General features: G+C 38.4%; 13 protein-coding genes and 1 rRNA gene. 11 read left to right on the top strand and 3 right to left on the bottom strand.

Features of this window, described 5'->3' with window-relative positions; genetic code table 11:
* Window positions 1-2: 2 nt before the first annotated feature.
* A complete protein-coding gene (locus OS138_RS07185; RefSeq protein WP_002296740.1) occupies window positions 3-812 on the bottom strand; it encodes a Cof-type HAD-IIB family hydrolase in 810 nt (269 codons plus the stop codon).
* A gap of 292 nt (window positions 813-1,104) precedes the next feature.
* Between OS138_RS07185 and OS138_RS07190 the strand changes: the two genes are divergently transcribed.
* Entirely contained in the window at window positions 1,105-2,541 is a 1,437-nt protein-coding gene (locus tag OS138_RS07190; protein WP_002298256.1) for an NCS2 family permease, read from the top strand.
* Between the two features lie 169 nt (window positions 2,542-2,710).
* The gene (locus OS138_RS07195) at window positions 2,711-3,907 is read left to right on the top strand and encodes a multidrug efflux MFS transporter (protein ID WP_002290958.1); all 1,197 of its coding nucleotides are present in this window, start codon (window positions 2,711-2,713) and stop codon (window positions 3,905-3,907) included.
* A gap of 61 nt (window positions 3,908-3,968) precedes the next feature.
* Here OS138_RS07195 and OS138_RS07200 read toward each other — a convergent pair whose 3' ends face one another.
* Window positions 3,969-4,154 carry a YjzD family protein gene (locus tag OS138_RS07200; protein WP_002295359.1) on the bottom strand — a complete coding sequence of 62 codons (186 nt, stop codon included), beginning with the start codon at window positions 4,152-4,154 and terminating at the stop codon, window positions 3,969-3,971.
* 230 nt (window positions 4,155-4,384) lie between these two features.
* Between OS138_RS07200 and dnaE the strand changes: the two genes are divergently transcribed.
* From dnaE to pyk, 3 genes are all read left to right on the top strand, one after another.
* Window positions 4,385-7,699, top strand: a complete 3,315-nt coding sequence (gene dnaE, locus OS138_RS07205; protein WP_325069894.1) for a DNA polymerase III subunit alpha — start codon at window positions 4,385-4,387, stop codon at window positions 7,697-7,699.
* Between the two features lie 168 nt (window positions 7,700-7,867).
* The gene (gene pfkA, locus OS138_RS07210) at window positions 7,868-8,830 is read left to right on the top strand and encodes a 6-phosphofructokinase (protein WP_002304759.1); all 963 of its coding nucleotides are present in this window, start codon (window positions 7,868-7,870) and stop codon (window positions 8,828-8,830) included.
* A gap of 73 nt (window positions 8,831-8,903) precedes the next feature.
* The gene (pyk, locus tag OS138_RS07215) at window positions 8,904-10,688 is read left to right on the top strand and encodes a pyruvate kinase (protein WP_002295355.1); all 1,785 of its coding nucleotides are present in this window, start codon (window positions 8,904-8,906) and stop codon (window positions 10,686-10,688) included.
* 34 nt (window positions 10,689-10,722) lie between these two features.
* Here pyk and OS138_RS07220 read toward each other — a convergent pair whose 3' ends face one another.
* Window positions 10,723-11,625 (bottom strand): LysR substrate-binding domain-containing protein, encoded by a 903-nt coding sequence (locus OS138_RS07220; protein ID WP_325069896.1) that lies wholly within the window; start codon window positions 11,623-11,625, stop codon window positions 10,723-10,725.
* Window positions 11,626-11,810: 185 nt separating this feature from the next.
* On the opposite strand from OS138_RS07220, the gene OS138_RS07225 reads away from it, so the two are divergent.
* The 6 genes from OS138_RS07225 to OS138_RS07250 all read left to right on the top strand — a co-directional run.
* Complete coding sequence (locus OS138_RS07225) at window positions 11,811-12,380, top strand: YceD family protein (protein ID WP_002295352.1); 570 nt, start codon at window positions 11,811-11,813, stop codon at window positions 12,378-12,380.
* Between the two features lie 57 nt (window positions 12,381-12,437).
* Window positions 12,438-12,617 (top strand): 50S ribosomal protein L32, encoded by a 180-nt coding sequence (gene rpmF / locus OS138_RS07230; RefSeq protein WP_002290970.1) that lies wholly within the window; start codon window positions 12,438-12,440, stop codon window positions 12,615-12,617.
* Window positions 12,618-12,785: 168 nt separating this feature from the next.
* Window positions 12,786-14,207 carry an NADP-dependent phosphogluconate dehydrogenase gene (gndA, locus tag OS138_RS07235; protein WP_002295350.1) on the top strand — a complete coding sequence of 474 codons (1,422 nt, stop codon included), beginning with the start codon at window positions 12,786-12,788 and terminating at the stop codon, window positions 14,205-14,207.
* A 192-nt stretch (window positions 14,208-14,399) separates the two neighbouring features.
* A complete protein-coding gene (locus OS138_RS07240; RefSeq protein WP_002290973.1) occupies window positions 14,400-15,086 on the top strand; it encodes a response regulator transcription factor in 687 nt (228 codons plus the stop codon).
* A complete protein-coding gene (locus tag OS138_RS07245; protein WP_002298265.1) occupies window positions 15,083-16,588 on the top strand; it encodes a HAMP domain-containing sensor histidine kinase in 1,506 nt (501 codons plus the stop codon). The genes OS138_RS07240 and OS138_RS07245 overlap by 4 nt, the downstream gene beginning before the upstream one ends.
* Before the next feature lie 684 nt (window positions 16,589-17,272).
* Window positions 17,273-17,384 (top strand): 16S ribosomal RNA (locus OS138_RS07250); the annotation flags it as partial.

Consider the following 17,384-nt stretch of genomic DNA (forward strand, 5'->3'; position numbering starts at 1 on the left):
TATTATAGTTTAAGTAGTTTTTCCAGATAAACAGCTAAACCGTCTTCCTGATTGCTCAAAGGAGTGACATCATTTGCAATGCCTTTGAGTTGATCAGTACCGTTAGCCATAGCTACTCCCCAACCTGCATAATCCAACAATTCCAAATCATTATGCTCGTCACCAAAGGCAATGACGTCTTTTTGATCGATAGACAGGTAGTTAGCAATCTCTTGCACGCCTTTTGCTTTTTGGATTCCTTTTGAAACAATCTCTAAGATGGCAGTAGGTCCACCCCATGTCCGAACATCGACATAACTGCCAAATTGACGTGTTAATTCAGCAGATACAGCTCCTGCAAAACGTTTGTCTGTTCGGACAAGCAAAGACGTAGGATTTGTCGTCAAATTTTTAGGAGAAAGCAAATTCTTCTCTCCTGGACGAGAAGAAGCAAAAATTTTTTCATCAAAGAAATCAAAACTGTCAATAAAAAAAGTATCACGATTTTCAGCAGCGATAAAATCTAAATTTAGCTGCTTTTTTTGCGATAAGATTTCAAAAGCAATTTCACGATTGATCAACGTTTCTCTTTCACCATCCCAGTGCTGATTAGGGATGTGTACTAATGCGCCGTTAAAATTAACCATCGGTGTTGTTAATTCTAATTGTTGGTAAAACTGATGGCTCATTCGGAATGGGCGTCCTGTAGCAATACTGACATGATGACCGGCATTGATTGCTTTTTTCAGAGTCTCTTTTGTTTTAGATGTAATCATCGAATCTTGATTGAGGGTAGTTCCGTCCAGATCGATGGCAATTAATTTTTTATTCAATAAGGGTCCTTCCTTCCTCAACTAGCATTTGTTTTAGTCTAGCATATTTTAGGTAATTAACAAGAGCAATCAGCTATTCCTAACAAAAACTACAGTTATGGCTATATAAATAGCTAAACACAAGCTAAACACGAACGTTAAGTATTATTTTCGCTTTTTTTGTTAAAAAAACGTTGAAAAGCGAATGAAACGTCTATATAATTTGAAATTGTTCGATGGATTTGCCCTATTTTACTTATTTTTTATTATTATAGTTTTCCATCAGAAAAAAATTCAGGGAGTGGAACTTTTTATGGAAAAGTTTTTCGGTTTAAAGAAAAACAATACAAATGTATCAACTGAAATAATGGCGGGAGTAACGACATTCTTTGCCATGAGTTATATCTTATTCGTAAATCCGACGATTTTGTCAGCATCAGGTATGCCCTTCCAAGCAGTATTTCTAGCGACAATCATTGCATCGATTATTGGTACGCTGGTAATGGGATTGTTCGCAAATGTACCATATGCTCAGGCACCAGGTATGGGATTGAACGCATTTTTCACTTTTACGGTCGTTTTTGGGCTTGGTTATTCTTGGCAACAAGCCTTGGCGATGGTGTTTATTTGCGGATTAATCAATATTTTTATTACTGTCACAAATATTCGAAAAATGATTATTCGGGCGATTCCCGAAAGTCTTCAACATGCGATTGGTGGCGGGATCGGTATTTTCGTTGCGTATGTCGGAATCAAAAATGCAGGATTCTTATCTTTTTCAGCAGACCAGTCAGCTATTTCGAGCTCTGTCGTTGAAGGCGGAAAAGCGACAAATGTTACGATAAATGGTGGAATCGTCCCTGCGTTAGCCAACTTTGACAACGCTCCTATCTTATTGGCTGTGATTGGTTTGGTACTGACAGCCATTTTAGTTGTAAAAAATGTCCGTGGGGCTATTCTTATCGGTATCGTAGCGACCACAGTCCTTGGTATCTTTATGGGGGTTGTTGATTTAAGTTCCATTGATTGGCAAACGAATTCGTTAGGTAATTCATTTAAAGAATTAGGAACAACTTTCGGTGCAGCATTTGGCTCTGAAGGCATGCAATCTTTATTCAGTGATTCTTCCAAGATTCCTCAAGTATTGATGACGATCATCGCATTCAGTTTATCTGATACTTTCGATACGATCGGAACATTTATCGGTACAGGACGCCGCACAGGCATTTTCTCAAAAGAAGACGAGATCGCGTTGGAAGATGGTCGTGGGTTCAAAACAAAAATGGATAAAGCACTATTTGCCGATGCGATCGCTACTTCCGTGGGGGCTATCTTTGGTACATCGAATACAACAACTTATGTCGAATCTGCAGCTGGGATCGGGGCCGGTGGACGTACTGGTTTGACTTCAGTAGTAGTGGCAGTGCTATTCGCATTAAGTAGTTTATTCTCTCCACTGATCGCCATTGTACCAAATCAAGCAACTGCGCCAGCATTGATTTTAGTTGGAGTAATGATGATGGCTTCTTTTGCAGACATCAAATGGCTAGATATGGAAGAAGCTTTACCGGCCTTCTTTGCATCGATCTTTATGGGATTGTGCTATAGCATTTCCTATGGGATTGCAGCAGGATTTATTTTCTATACAATTGTGAAAGTAATCAAAGGAAAATACAATGAAGTTTCTGTTGCTTTGTGGATCGTTGATATTTTATTCATTATCAACTTCATCATTCTAGCAACAATTTAACTAAAGAGAAGGGATTGGAACAGTATTTGTTCCGATCTCTTTTTGTTTTACATAAAAAGAACGTTACATATAAAATGACCTTTGCGGGATTTTTCTCTTTTTACTGGCGAGATCGTTGCTTGTTTATTCGAAAATAGGTATGATAAAAGAGACGAAAGAGGGATGATAGATGGAGATTAATTGGAGAAAAAATTTAGTGATTGCGTGGATTGGCTGTTTTTTCACTGGTGCAAGTATTAGTTTAGTTATGCCATTCATACCAGTTTATGTCGAGCAACTAGGAACACCAAAAGATCAAATCGAATTGTTTTCGGGACTAGCAATCTCTGTGACTGCTTTTGCATCTGCCGTGGTTGCACCAATCTGGGGAAATCTAGCTGATCGAAAAGGCCGAAAACTCATGATGATCCGTGCAGCAGCAGGGATGACATTAACAATGGGATCTTTGGCTTTTGTACCGAACGCGTATTGGCTTTTGATCATGCGGTTTTGGAATGGGATTTTGTCTGGATATATTCCAAATGCCACAGCGATGATTGCTTCACAGGCACCTAGAGAAAAGAGCGGATGGGCGTTAGGAACATTGTCTACCGGAGCGATTGCTGGAAATCTGATCGGACCTTCAATGGGCGGTGCACTGGCTCAGTGGTTTGGTATGGAAAATGTATTCTTGATCACAGGGGCTTTGTTGATGATCACAACGGTGCTGACCATCTTCTTAGTCAAAGAAGATTTCCATCCAATCGAGAAAAAAGATCTGATAAGCACCAAAGAAATTTTTTCAAAAATGGATCATCTCTCTATTTTGATCGGTCTCTTCATTACGACCTTGATTTTACAGATAGGAATCACTACGATCAGCCCTATTTTGACCTTATATATTCGTGAATTGAGCGGAAGTACAGAAAATATCCTTTTTGTCAGCGGCTTGATTGTTTCGATAGCTGGTGTTTCCGCTGTCTTTTCTTCACCGAAACTAGGAAAACTAGGGGATAAGATTGGGAATCAAAAAGTTCTAATTGGAGGACTCATTTTATCATTTTGCTGTTATTTACCTATGGCATTCGTCACTACACCGCTCCAATTAGGTATACTTCGCTTTATTTTAGGCTTTTCAACTGGCGCTTTGATGCCTTCTGTCAATACACTGATCAGTAAGATTACGCCTCAAGAAGGAGTCAGCCGAATCTATAGCTACAATCAGATGTTTAGCAACTTTGGACAAGTTTTAGGTCCCATGCTAGGATCGACAGTCGCGCATGCTTATAATTACAGTGCTGTTTTTATTGTGACAAGTTTGTTTGTTCTGTCAAATATTCTTCTTTCTTTATTCAACTTTCGTAAAGTTCTTCGCAGCAGATTATAATGGTGGTGAGGAGTAGAAAATAAAAAAGAGCTTGAGATATCTCAAGCTCTTGGCTGTTTTTTTACGAATGGGCAGAGGTTTCTTTTCTTGGCGCAACTGCACCAATCAAAAGGATAATGACACCCGCAATGAATGAAATGATTGTTGTCAAAGTAAAATCATATGTTCCGCTTGTTAATGCAGCACCAATATAACCGACTACTTGACCTAGAACGACAGCCCAGAATAATGTAACGATATATCGCATAAAGAACACCTCTTTTCTATCTTAATTTTACCAGATTTTCTTTGAATGTAAAGAAACGAGACCAAATCTCAATAAAATTTGAGTTCTTGCGAAAGAACTCATTCCTACAGATTACAAGCAAGCAAATGAAGTGGAATAATCAACTTCAGCGCCTGCTATCTTAATGAAAGTAAAAGGATCAAACCTTTTAACGCTAGTGAATTTTAACGAAAAAAAAGGCGGAATGCAAGATGTTTTTCCCACAACTTTATACAATTACTTCTTATTCTCTTTTACAAAGTACGATACGTATTCGAGAATATGTACAAGAAGCAAAAAAACAAGGCTACACTTCATTAGCCATAACGGATAAAGATGTCTTATACGGTGCACCTGAATTCTATCGTATTTGTGTAGAAGAAGGAGTACAGCCAATCATTGGATTACATCTTAGTTATACTTATGAAGAAAAAAATTATGGCTTGCTTGCGTACGCAAAAGATGAAATAGGTTATCAGCAGCTGATGAAACTTTCCAGCCGAAAAATGATCCAAGAAAAATTGGAACTTGCAGAAATGACAGAAACCGACCATCTAGCGTTTGTTGTTCCGGCAAATCATTCTGTTTCTGAGGCTTTCAATAAAGAGGATAACTTTTTCGGTCATTGGCAGTTTTTGCTTGAAAATGTTTTTACTAGAGATTTTTATATCGGATTGACAGAAAACACGCCTGATCAATTGCCTGAATGGTATCAGTATGTGATAAAAGAAAATTATTCGCTTTGTGCATTACATCCCATCGCTAGTTTACAGCAAGAAGAACTTTTTGCACTTGAAGTGATGAAACATATCAAAGATGGAAGCCAAATACCTTTAGAAAATTTATCTGCATCTTTACCACTAACAGCAAATGGCTATCTTCTTTCAGAACAAGAAATGATCAAACGATTCGAAAAAGCGGGTCTTTCCCAAGCTGTAATAGGCGCCCAGCGTTTAGCTGAATCGATTTCATTTGAATTCCAGTTCCATCTGAAATTACTTCCGCATTATCCAGTTCCTAATGGAAAACAAGCTGGAGAATATTTAAGAGAGTTATGCTATTCGCAAGTGGAACGCCGAATCACTGATTATACAAAGGAATACCAAGAACGTTTGGACTACGAGTTATCTGTCATCCATCAAATGGGATTCGATGATTATTTCTTGATCGTATGGGATGTAATGGCTTTTGCTCATAGAAACAAAATCGTTACCGGTGCAGGTCGTGGTTCTGCTGCGGGTTCATTAGTAGCCTATGTGTTAGAAATCACAGATGTGGATCCATTAGAATATGATTTGCTGTTCGAACGCTTTTTAAATCCCGAACGCTTTACGATGCCAGATATCGATTTGGATATTCCTGACAATCGACGTGAAGAAGTATTGAATTATGTTCGAGAAAAGTATGGACAATATCATATGGCACAAATCGCAACATTTGGCACAATGGCAGCAAAAATGGTTCTTAGAGATGCAGCTAGAGTGTTTGGTTTATCGCAAAGTGAAGCAAACCGCTGGTCAAAAGCAATACCCAATCAATTGAAAATCACATTGACCCAAGCTTATAAAACTTCGCATCAATTAGTAGAATTAGTTCAGGCAAGCGAAAAAAACCAACTTTTATTCAAAACTGCAGTGATTTTAGAAGGATTGCCAAGACATGTTTCGACTCACGCAGCAGGTGTAGTTATCAGCGATAAGAATCTACTTGAACTAGTTCCGCTCCAACGCGGTTCTGATGAAGCTTTTCTGACCCAGTATACGATGAATGAGGTAGAAGCAATCGGTCTTTTGAAAATGGACTTTTTAGGACTACGCAACTTATCGATTATTGATTTTACTTTGAAAGCTGTTAAGCGAGTAGAAGGGTATGAGATCCGATTAAAAGAGATCCCGCTAAATGATGCAAAAACGCTGCTCTTGTTTCAACGAGGCGAAACCTCAGGAGTATTTCAATTTGAATCTGCTGGTATCCGGAACGTTTTACGAAGATTAGGTCCAGAAAACATCGAAGATATTGCCGCAGTCAATGCATTGTATCGACCAGGCCCTATGCAAAATATAGATACCTTCATTGCCAGGAAGAAAGGAAAAGAAGCCATTCGCTACCCAGATGATTCACTGATCCCGATTTTGAAAAACACATATGGAGTGATCGTCTATCAGGAACAAATCATGCAGATCGCCTCGACTATGGCTGGATTTACATTAGGGCAGTCAGATATTCTGCGACGGGCAGTGAGTAAAAAGAAAAAAGACGTATTAGATGAAGAAAAGTCGCATTTTGTATCAGGAGCATTACAACAGGGATATTCGGAAAAAACAGCAGCGACCGTATATGAATATATCGAAAAATTTGCAAACTATGGATTCAATCGGTCACATGCATTTGCTTATTCATTCGTGGGATTCCAAATGGCGTATCTAAAAGCCCATCATCCAGGTGCTTTCTTTACCAGCCTGATGAATTCTGTTCGGCATAACACATCAAAATTGAAAGAATATATTGCAGAAGCACGTAAAAATAAACTCAAACTTTCCTCGCCGTCCATTAATCAAAGTAATTCCAGTTTTGAGTTGGTCAATAAGGAAGAAATCAGATTCGGACTGACAGCGATAAAAGGTATTCGGCGTGATTTTGTAGAAGATATATTAAACGAAAGAAAACAAAATGGCCCGTTCCAGTCAGTGGATCAATTCCTCATACGGATCGATAAGCGTTGGCTGAAATTAGAGTTACTGCAATCACTGACAGCAGTAGGCGTTTTTGATGAATTATCTCCTAACAGGAAACAATTGATGCTTGATCTCGAAGGAAAAATCCAAAATATCGTTTACAGTGGTGGAAGTCTTGACTTGCTGGGAATCATGGCATTAAAAGAAGAAGAAGTCGCTGACTATACACTAGAAGAACGCTTGAAGCTGGAAGAGGAGTACTTAGGTATTTATTTGTCAGGTCATCCTGCAGAAGGGTTTGATCGTCTTCGTTTAGCTAAACAAGTTCAGCTGATTACAGATATCGTCCCTAATCAACCAGTCAATTTATTAGTGATGATCAAGGAAGTTAGAGAAATTCGGACAAAAAAAGGAGAACTGATGGCCTTTGTTGAAGGAACCGACAGTAGTGGAGAAATTTCTGTCACAGTTTTTCCAACTCTTTATCGTAAATATCGTAATTTGTTTGCCGTTGATCGAGTGATCTTTGTTCAAGGGCGGAGCGAAATCAGCAAATATAATCAGGAACTGCAACTAATTGGAGAAAGCTTTGCTGATCCTAACCAGTTAGAAGCCCAGTATCCTTCACAAACTTGCTATTTGCGTATTACAGAAGAACGGGAAGATCCCGAGATAATGAAACAATTACAAGTGATTTTTCAGAAACACCCAGGATATATACCAGTAGTTATGTATCACGAAAAAACGCAACGAAAAGTAGTTCTGTCAGATGCTTATTGGGTGGATGACAGCAAGAGTATAAAGGGGCAACTTATTTATCTGCTTGGCGAAGATAATGTGGTTTTCAAATAACTTACGGTAAAAAATACTACTTGCTTTCATTTTTTTTTCATTTTTTTATCCGTAAATCAAGACAAGTGAGAAAAATAATGTTAGAATGTTAGTCGTGGTTAACGCAAAAATGGTTGTAAACCTAAGTCATACTTAGGATAAAGTATTTTAATGAGGTGAATGTTTATTATGAAACGCATCGGAATTTTGACCAGTGGCGGAGACGCACCTGGAATGAATGCAGCTGTTCGTGCCGTTGTTCGTAAAGGTATTTACGAAGGACTGGAAGTATACGGGATCAATTATGGTTTTGCCGGTTTAGTTGCTGGAGATATTCGTCGTCTTGATGTGGCAGATGTAGGTGACAAGATCCAACGTGGTGGTACATTCTTGTATTCTGCACGTTATCCAGAATTTGCAACTGAAGAAGGTCAATTAAAAGGAATCGAACAATTGAAAAAATTCGGAATCGAAGGTCTAGTGGTTATCGGAGGAGACGGCTCTTATCATGGCGCAATGGCTTTGACAAAACGCGGTTTCCCAGCAGTAGGTATTCCTGGAACAATCGATAATGATATTCCTGGGACTGATTTCACAATCGGTTTTGATACAGCAATCAATACAGTACTAGAATCAATTGACCGTATTCGTGACACAGCGACTTCTCATGTTCGTACATTCGTTATCGAAGTAATGGGACGCAATGCAGGAGACATCGCTTTATGGTCAGGTGTGGCTGGCGGAGCGGATGAAATCATCATCCCAGAACATGATTTTGATATGGCTTCAGTTGCTAAAAAAATCCAAGAAGGCCGCGATCGCGGGAAGAAACATTGCTTGATCATCTTGGCTGAAGGTGTAATGGGCGGAAATGAATTCGCTGAGAAACTTTCAGAATTTGGCGACTATCATACACGTGTATCTATCTTGGGACACGTTGTCCGTGGTGGAGCACCAAGCGCACGCGACCGCGTGTTGGCAAGTAAATTCGGTGCTTACGCTGTCGAATTGCTTCAAGAAGGAAAAGGTGGATTATGTGTCGGTATCCATGACAACGAAATCGTTGCGTCTGACATCATTGATACACTTGAAAACAACAAACATAAACCAGACTTATCACTATATGATCTAAATAATTCACTTTCATTTTAAGAGTGAAAGAAACCAAGCTATTTAAGCTGTGTACAGCTTTAAATAAACAAAATTGAATGGGAGAGTTTTTTAAATGAAAAAAACCAAAATCGTTAGTACATTAGGACCAGCAAGTAACTCAGTAGAAATTATTTCTCAATTGATTGAATCTGGGGCAAATGTCTTCCGCTTTAACTTTTCTCATGGTGACCATGAAGAACAATTATCACGTATGACTATGGTCCGTGAAGCAGTTAAAAAGACAGGAAAAGATGTCGGTATTCTTTTAGATACAAAAGGAGCTGAAATCCGTACAACTGTTCAAGGCACAACAGAAGCTGATTTTGGTCGTGCAGGATACATCAAATTTGAAGTAGGAGATCAAACACGCATCTCTATGGATCCTGAACATGTAGGTTCAAAAGAAAAAATCGCGGTTACTTACCCAGGATTATTTGACGATGTTCACGTTGGCGGACACATTTTATTTGATGATGGTTTGATCGATATGCAAATCATTGAAAAAGACGAAGCAAACCGTGAATTAGTCGTAGAAGTTAAAAATGCAGGTATGCTAGGATCACGTAAAGGGGTAAATGCACCAGGCGTTTCTATTAGTTTGCCAGGTATTACTCCAAAAGATGCTGACGATATTCGTTTTGGTTTAGACAACGATATCGACTTTATCGCTGCAAGTTTTGTACGTAAAGCACAAGACGTTCTAGATATCCGCGAAATCTTAGAAGAAAAAGACATGACTCATGTTCAAATCTTCCCTAAAATCGAATCTCAAGAAGGTATCGACAACATTGACGAAATCATCAAAGTTTCTGACGGTGTTATGATTGCCCGCGGAGATATGGGTGTTGAAATCCCAGCTGAACTAGTACCAATGGTTCAAAAACGCATCATCAAAAAATGTAATGCTGCTGGTATCCCAGTTATCACTGCTACACAAATGTTAGAATCAATGCAAGAAAACCCACGTCCAACACGTGCGGAAGCTTCTGACGTTGCTAACGCTGTATTTGATGGCACAGATGCAACAATGCTATCTGGTGAATCTGCAAACGGGGACTACCCAGTTGAAGCTGTTTCAACAATGGCACGTATCGACCAAGAAGCTGAAAATGCATTATCAGAATTAGGTACATTCCAATTGAACGAATTCGATAAAACAGATGTAACTGAAACAATCGGTTTATCTGTAGCTCGTGCTGCAAAAAATCTAGGCGTGAAAACAATCGTTGCTGCAACTGAATCAGGATACACTGCAAAAATGATTTCAAAATATCGTCCAGACGCAGATATCTTGGCTGTTACTTTTGACGAACGCACAAAACGTGGTTTGATGTTAAACTGGGGCGTTTACCCAACAGTTGCTGAAAAACCATCAACAACTGATGAAATGTTTGAACTAGCAGCTAAAAAAGCTGTTGAATTAGGTTTCGCATCAGAAGGCGATTTAATCTTGATCACTGCTGGTGTACCAGTTGGTGAACGCGGAACAACTAACGTGATGAAAATTCAAATGATTGGTTCTAAATTATTAGAAGCTCAAGGCGTTGGACAAAAATCTGTCGTTGCAAATGCAGTTATTGCTTCATCTGCTGAAGAAGCTGTAAAAAAAGCAAAAGATGGAATGGTTCTAGTTGTACCATCAACTGACAAAGAATATATGCCTGCAATCGAAAAAGCAGCTGCTGTTATCGTTGAAGAAGGCGGATTGACTTCTCACGCTGCAGTTGTAGGAATTGCACAAGATATTCCTGTAATCGTTGGTGCTAAAGGCGCAACAACAACAATTACAGAAGGTGAATTGATTACCGTTGATTCACGTCGCGGCATCGTTTACCGTGGCGAAACAACAGCTATCTAATTTAGCTTAATAAAAAATAAAAACAGCTCTTCTTTTACGAAGAGCTGTTTTTTTGTGCTGTAACGAATTCATGGATAACTTGGACTACTTGTTCTTGAAGAGGCGTGACGATCTGCTGTGTTCGTTTTGCCAATGAAATCAAGAAGCGAGGCTGAACTTCATCTGAAAGAGGGAGGCAAACTAAATGATCTTCAGGATGGACAGCAATCTCTGCCAAAAAACCGATACCCACATTTTCTCGGACCATACTCTTTAAAATCATCAAGTCATTGCTTTGATAAACAACTTTTGGATGAGTATGTGTTTGTTTAGAAAGCTTAGTGAATGCTGCGGGGTGGACATAATGTTCATTCAATAGTACAAACTGTTCATCTGCTATATCTTTGAAAGAGACAGTATCCTGCTTGGAAAGAGGATGTGTAGGTGGCACGACGATCATGAAACGTTTGTCCAAAAGTAACTCTGTTTCTAAATATTGATCCACGATTGGCTGTGTTGAGCCTAATACAGCTAAATCGATCCTCCCTTGTCGGATCATCCCGTATAAGTCCCGAGAGCCTCCATCGGTAATCTCAATTTGATTCATCAATTCATGCTTGATAAAGTAACTTGACAGTTTAGGAAAGTATTCATTGCCGATAATAGGAGGCATCCCAAAACGAAGCTTTTTCTTTTGCAACTGAGTGATTTCAGCTCTTGCAGTAGAAATCTCTTGGAGAATGGTTTGTGCATGGAGAAACAGCTGCTTTCCAGAAGGCGTGACGATTAATTCGTGATGCGATCGATCTCTTGTAATAAGTACGGTATCAAACTCTTTTTCAAGACGTTGTAATGCATATGTAATAGTAGGTTGGCTCACACGGAAATAATTAGCCACTTTCGTAAAGTTTTTTTGTTTGACGATTTGGACATAGTATTCGATATCTTTCGTGTTCATGAAGATCATCCGCTCCTTTAATGGAATAATGATTATTGTAAATGATTCTGAGGGTGATAGCAAACAGAGGCTTTCTAATAAAGATTTTTCTGTTTTTTTATGAACTGCAAGGTGTCAAGAAAATTTCATTGACAACATGCTTTTTGCCCTGTATAATTGCTTTTGTTGCTTAGGAGTGATGAAAAATGAAATGGTCTTTATTGGAATTGAGAAAATACCAGGAGACACCGTTAACTTTTCATGAGACGCTCGACTTGAAAGCCGCTCTCATGAAGCGAGACAATTTAATACTTGATGTTGCGCCAGTGGAAGTCGAAGGTTTGGTCTCAGTTGATAAGAAAGGCTATATCGTTCATTACACTGTGCAGACGACTTTGACAGTTCCTTCAACACGTTCACTAGAACCTGTTGAACTGCCCATGGATTTTTCTGTAGACGAAGTATTCATGACAGAAGAACAATTCCAAAGTAGAGATGAACAAATGTCTGCGGATGAGATTTTGCTAATTGAAGGTCCATTATTGAATTTAGCAGAGTCGATTGAAGACAACATCTTATTGGCGATTCCAATGCGGGTATTGACAAAAGAAGAGGAAGCAGCAACAGAACTTCCAAAAGGCAATGATTGGGAAGTTGTTTCCGAAGAAGAATACCAGCGCAGAAAAATGGAAGAAGCCGAGAATAAAATTGATCCTCGTCTTGCAAAACTATCTGAACTTTTTGATTCTAAATCAAAAGACGACGATAACAAGTAAGATTGGAATATATTGTGTCTAATTTAGATACAAGACTTTACAAGGAGGTGTAGCAAAATGGCAGTACCAGCTAGAAGAACATCAAAAGCTAAAAAAGCAAAACGTCGTACACACTACAAATTGACAATCAAAGGGTTAAACGAATGTCCAAACTGTGGTGAAATGAAAAAAAGCCATCACGTATGTGCAAATTGTGGTTACTATGATGGTAAGGACGTAATGTCAAAAGAAGCTTAATACATTTTAATTAGAAAATGTAAAACCTCAAGGCTAACCATGGAGCCTTGAGGTTTATTTTTTGTAGTCGGTAAATAAAAAATATGTTGTTCTTTAGTTTGCAATGTAGCCGTGTTAAGCTATAATGTAAGAGATTAGGGAGAAATCCCGTATGTAGGAGGAGTTCATATGTCAAAACAACAAATCGGCGTTGTCGGTATGGCCGTTATGGGTAAAAATCTAGCCTTGAACATAGAAAGCCGCGGCTATTCAGTGGCTTTATTCAATCGTACAGGGGCTAAAACAACCGCTGTAGTAGAAGAACACCCAGATAAAAATTTCAAAGCAACATATACAATCGAAGAATTTGTAGAATCTATCGAGAAACCACGTCGGATCTTGCTAATGGTCAAAGCAGGACCGGCAACAGATGCAACAATCCAAGAGTTGCTTCCTCACCTTGATAAAGGCGATATTTTGATTGACGGAGGAAATACATTCTTTAAAGATACGATGCGTCGTAATGAAGAGTTAGCCAACTCTGGCATCAACTTTATCGGTACAGGCGTTTCCGGTGGTGAAGAAGGAGCTTTAAAAGGACCTTCAATCATGCCTGGTGGACAAAAAGAAGCCTATGCGCTAGTTGCACCAATCTTAGAGCAAATTTCTGCAAAAGCAGAAGACGGAGCACCATGTGTCACATATATTGGCCCAAATGGAGCCGGACATTATGTGAAAATGGTACACAACGGTATTGAGTATGGAGATATGCAACTGATTGCTGAATCTTATGACTTAATGAAGAATATTTTAAACCTTTCAGTAGAAGAAATGGCTGATATCTTTAAAGAATGGAATCAAGGCGAATTAGACAGCTATTTGATAGAAATCACTGCTGACATTCTGACACGTAAAGACGATGAAGGAACAGGTAAACCAGTAGTAGATGTGATCCTTGATGCAGCTGGGAATAAAGGAACAGGTAAATGGACAAGCCAAAGCGCGCTTGACTTAGGTGTGCCACTTCCATTGATCACTGAATCTGTATTTGCCCGCTATATTTCTGCTTATAAAGAAGAACGCGTACAAGCAAGCAAGATTTTGTCTCGTACGAACGATTTTGAGTTCACGGGAGACAAAAAAGAATTGGTCGAAAAAATCCGAGAAGCGTTGTATTTCAGTAAAATCATGAGTTATGCCCAAGGATTTGCTCAATTACGTGTCGCTTCAAAAGAATTTGATTGGGACTTGCCATTTGGTGAAATCGCAAAAATCTGGCGCGCTGGATGTATCATCCGAGCTCGATTCTTGCAAAAAATTACGGATGCCTATGACAAAAATCCTGAGATCGAAAATTTATTGCTAGATGATTACTTCGTTGAAATCACGAAAAAATATCAGCAATCAGTCAGAGACGTCGTTGCCTTGGCTGTCCAAGCTGGCGTACCTGTACCGACTTTCTCATCAGCCATCGCTTACTTCGATTCATACAGAGCAGAACGTCTGCCTGCAAATATAATCCAAGCCCAACGCGATTACTTTGGCGCACATACCTATGAACGTGTCGACAAAGAAGGAATCTTCCATTACTCATGGTACCATGAAGAATAATAGTCTTTCGGCTGTTAGGAAATGAGAAAATAAAAAGAGGACGAAAGAGCTGAAGTCGATTGTTATGAGTAGACTTCAGCTCTTTTTTAAAATTGCTATCCATGATAAAATGACTATAGATTTTTAAGCATATTATCGGTATAATGATAGAGTTTTTAAAAAGCCAGTAGAATAGAAAGGATAAAATAATAAATGAGCAATATTCTAATCATTGAAGATGAAAAGAACTTGGCACGATTTGTCGAGCTAGAGTTGAAGCATGAAGGGTATAACGCAGAAGTCCACTACAACGGCCGAACTGGTTTAGATGCGGCATTAAATAATGAGTGGGATGCCATATTGTTGGATCTGATGCTCCCAGAATTGAACGGTTTAGAAGTCTGCAGACGTGTACGCCAAGTCAAAAATACACCAATCATTATGATGACTGCAAGAGATTCTGTGATCGATCGTGTATCTGGACTTGACCACGGAGCAGATGACTACATCGTCAAACCATTTGCTATCGAAGAATTATTAGCACGTCTTCGTGCATTGTTGCGTCGAATCGATATTGAAGGCGATAAAAATGTGGCTAAACAAACTACTATTACTTATCGCGATTTGACTATCGAAAAAGAAAACCGTGTCGTACGTCGCGGAAATGAAGTAATTGAACTAACAAAAAGAGAATACGAGTTGCTGCTTACTTTAATGGAAAACGTGAACGTGGTATTAGCACGTGACGTTTTACTAAATAAAGTGTGGGGATACGAAACAGAAGTTGAAACAAACGTAGTGGACGTATATATTCGTTATCTTCGCAACAAAATTGACGTTCCCGGGGAGGAAAGCTATATCCAAACTGTACGCGGAACAGGTTATGTGATGCGCTCGTGATAAAGCCGAAAAAATCGGAAAAAAGAGAACTGAAAGGGCCCTCCTTGACAATCAAGTGGGCCTTTGCGAGTTCTTTCTTCATATTCGTTGTGTTTACAATTTTCGCTGTCATTACCTATAAATCATCTATCAATCTGATTGTGGCAAAAGAAAGAAACAATGTAGAGCGTACGATTTCAGAAGTAGCTTCTCGTTTGGCTAACTCGGATGAAGAACTGACATTAGTAAATACGTATCGTAATCTGACGAAAGCGACAAATGACGGAGATGAGGTCGTAGATCATACTTCACTGGTCGAAGGAAACTTAATGAAGATCGATTCCTTTATAGCTGAGCTAGGGCAGCCATCAATGGATCTTTATGTTTATGATTTGGACGAGAACTTGATTTTTAAAACCCATGAAAACAGTCGAAACCTGATTCAGACTACACGTAAAGTTCCAACGATCGTTACACTAGAAGGAAAAACTGGCTTTTTATCTATCCAGCCTATATATTCTAAAGGTACAAGAGAAAAGATCGGCTATGCGCAAAGCTTCTATGAATTATCTTCTTTCTATGATATTCGAAATAAGCTATTATTGACTCTTATTGTTTTAGAAGTTGTTTCTTTGATCTTAAGTAGTATTTTAGGTTTCTTTTTATCTTCTTATTTCTTAAAACCACTCAAGGTACTCAGAGATACAATGGATACTATACGTAAAGATCCGCAATCAGATATCCACATGCCTGAAATCGACACAAATGATGAATTGGCAGATTTAGCTGAAATATTCAATGAGATGCTTGACCGTATGCGTTTGTATATTGAACAACAAGAGCAATTCGTGGAAGACGTATCTCATGAGTTAAGGACACCTGTTGCAATTATTGAAGGGCATCTTAGTCTGCTAAATCGTTGGGGGAAAGATGATCCTGAGATATTAGAAGAATCATTAAGCGCCAGCATGCAAGAAATCAGCCGTATGAAAAGCTTAGTTCAAGAGATGCTAGACTTATCAAGAGCAGAACAAGTAGATGTTCATTATGCGAATGAAACAACTAAAGGAAAAGAAGTCACCTATCAAGTTTATAATAATTTCAAGATATTATATCCAGACTATGTGATCACTTTAGATGATGATTTGACAAAAGAAGTGACCCTGCAAATTTATCGTAATCACTTTGAACAATTAATCATTATCATATTGGATAACGCAGTAAAGTATTCAACTACACGAAAAGAAGTCCATATCTCTATTTCTTCCACTCTGAATGAATTTGAGATCGCGATTCAGGACTTTGGCGAAGGAATACCCAAAGAAGACCTTAATAAGATCTTCAATCGTTTTTATCGAGTGGATAAAGCAAGAGCTAGAACGAAGGGTGGAAATGGTCTGGGGTTGTCTATCGCTAAACAACTGGTTGAAAACTATAAAGGACGTATCTTAGCAGAAAGTGTAGTAGGGCAAGGGACAATTTTTAGAATCTTTATTCCTATCGCAAAGGCAGAAGACAAGTAAAGCATGTGCTTTACTTGTTTTTTTATATATCCAACAAAGAATAAGGTACAAAATACAAGCAAGTGAGAAATTCAGGGATGTCATTATAAAAAACTAGCGAACAATTAAATAGAATAACATCCGTTAATTAAATGTAAGTAGCTTTTAGATGAACGAAAAAACAATAAAATACTGTAATATTCGTGTTTAAAAATAATAAATAAAAATAGGGAATTTTCTATTGCAATTTTATAAAGAGATTGCTATATTATTATTTGTTCTAAATGATTCCTTTAAGGTGTCACTAAAAATTATAAAAAATAGTGTTGACGCACTTTTGATGTCATGTTATAATAACGAAGTCGTTTAAATGAGATAGCTAATAAAGCTTGATTTTATCGAAAAAAACTTCAAAAAAGTTATTGACAAATAACAATAAAGATGATATGATAATCAAGTCGCTGCTAATGAGTGATAAAGACGTTTAGAAAAAATAAACAAAGAAGTTGTTGACATTCTCTTTTGAATCTGATAAGATTAAAGAGTTGTTGAAACAAAAAGATTAGACCTTTGAAAACTGAACAAAGTAAGACAAACCAAATGTGTAGGGCGTCTTGATTCAATTCAAGACAACAAACATTTTTAACAAGCAAGCAATATGCTAGCAAACAAATTGAGCTTAACAATCGTAAGATTGTTCGAACTTTTTATGAGAGTTTGATCCTGGCTCAGGACGAACGCTGGCGGCGTGCCTAATACATGCAAGTCGAACGCTTCTTTTTCCACCGGAGCTTGCTCCACCGGAAAAAGAAGAGTG

The organism is Enterococcus sp. E5-37, assembly GCF_035726925.1.
GTDB lineage: Bacteria > Bacillota > Bacilli > Lactobacillales > Enterococcaceae > Enterococcus_B > Enterococcus_B faecium.

Excerpts from the sequence above, each read along its gene's own strand:
- OS138_RS07200 (WP_002295359.1), bottom strand. The coding sequence starts at position 4,154 with ATGCGATATATCGTTACATTATTCTGGGCTGTCGTTCTAGGTCAAGTA.
- gndA (WP_002295350.1), top strand. The coding sequence starts at position 12,786 with ATGTCAAAACAACAAATCGGCGTTGTCGGTATGGCCGTTATGGGTAAA.
- rpmF (WP_002290970.1), top strand. The coding sequence starts at position 12,438 with ATGGCAGTACCAGCTAGAAGAACATCAAAAGCTAAAAAAGCAAAACGT.
- pyk (WP_002295355.1), top strand. The coding sequence starts at position 8,904 with ATGAAAAAAACCAAAATCGTTAGTACATTAGGACCAGCAAGTAACTCA.
- OS138_RS07195 (WP_002290958.1), top strand. The coding sequence starts at position 2,711 with ATGGAGATTAATTGGAGAAAAAATTTAGTGATTGCGTGGATTGGCTGT.
- dnaE (WP_325069894.1), top strand. The coding sequence starts at position 4,385 with ATGTTTTTCCCACAACTTTATACAATTACTTCTTATTCTCTTTTACAA.
- OS138_RS07240 (WP_002290973.1), top strand. The coding sequence starts at position 14,400 with ATGAGCAATATTCTAATCATTGAAGATGAAAAGAACTTGGCACGATTT.
- OS138_RS07225 (WP_002295352.1), top strand. The coding sequence starts at position 11,811 with ATGAAATGGTCTTTATTGGAATTGAGAAAATACCAGGAGACACCGTTA.
- OS138_RS07190 (WP_002298256.1), top strand. The coding sequence starts at position 1,105 with ATGGAAAAGTTTTTCGGTTTAAAGAAAAACAATACAAATGTATCAACT.
- OS138_RS07220 (WP_325069896.1), bottom strand. The coding sequence starts at position 11,625 with ATGAACACGAAAGATATCGAATACTATGTCCAAATCGTCAAACAAAAA.
- pfkA (WP_002304759.1), top strand. The coding sequence starts at position 7,868 with ATGAAACGCATCGGAATTTTGACCAGTGGCGGAGACGCACCTGGAATG.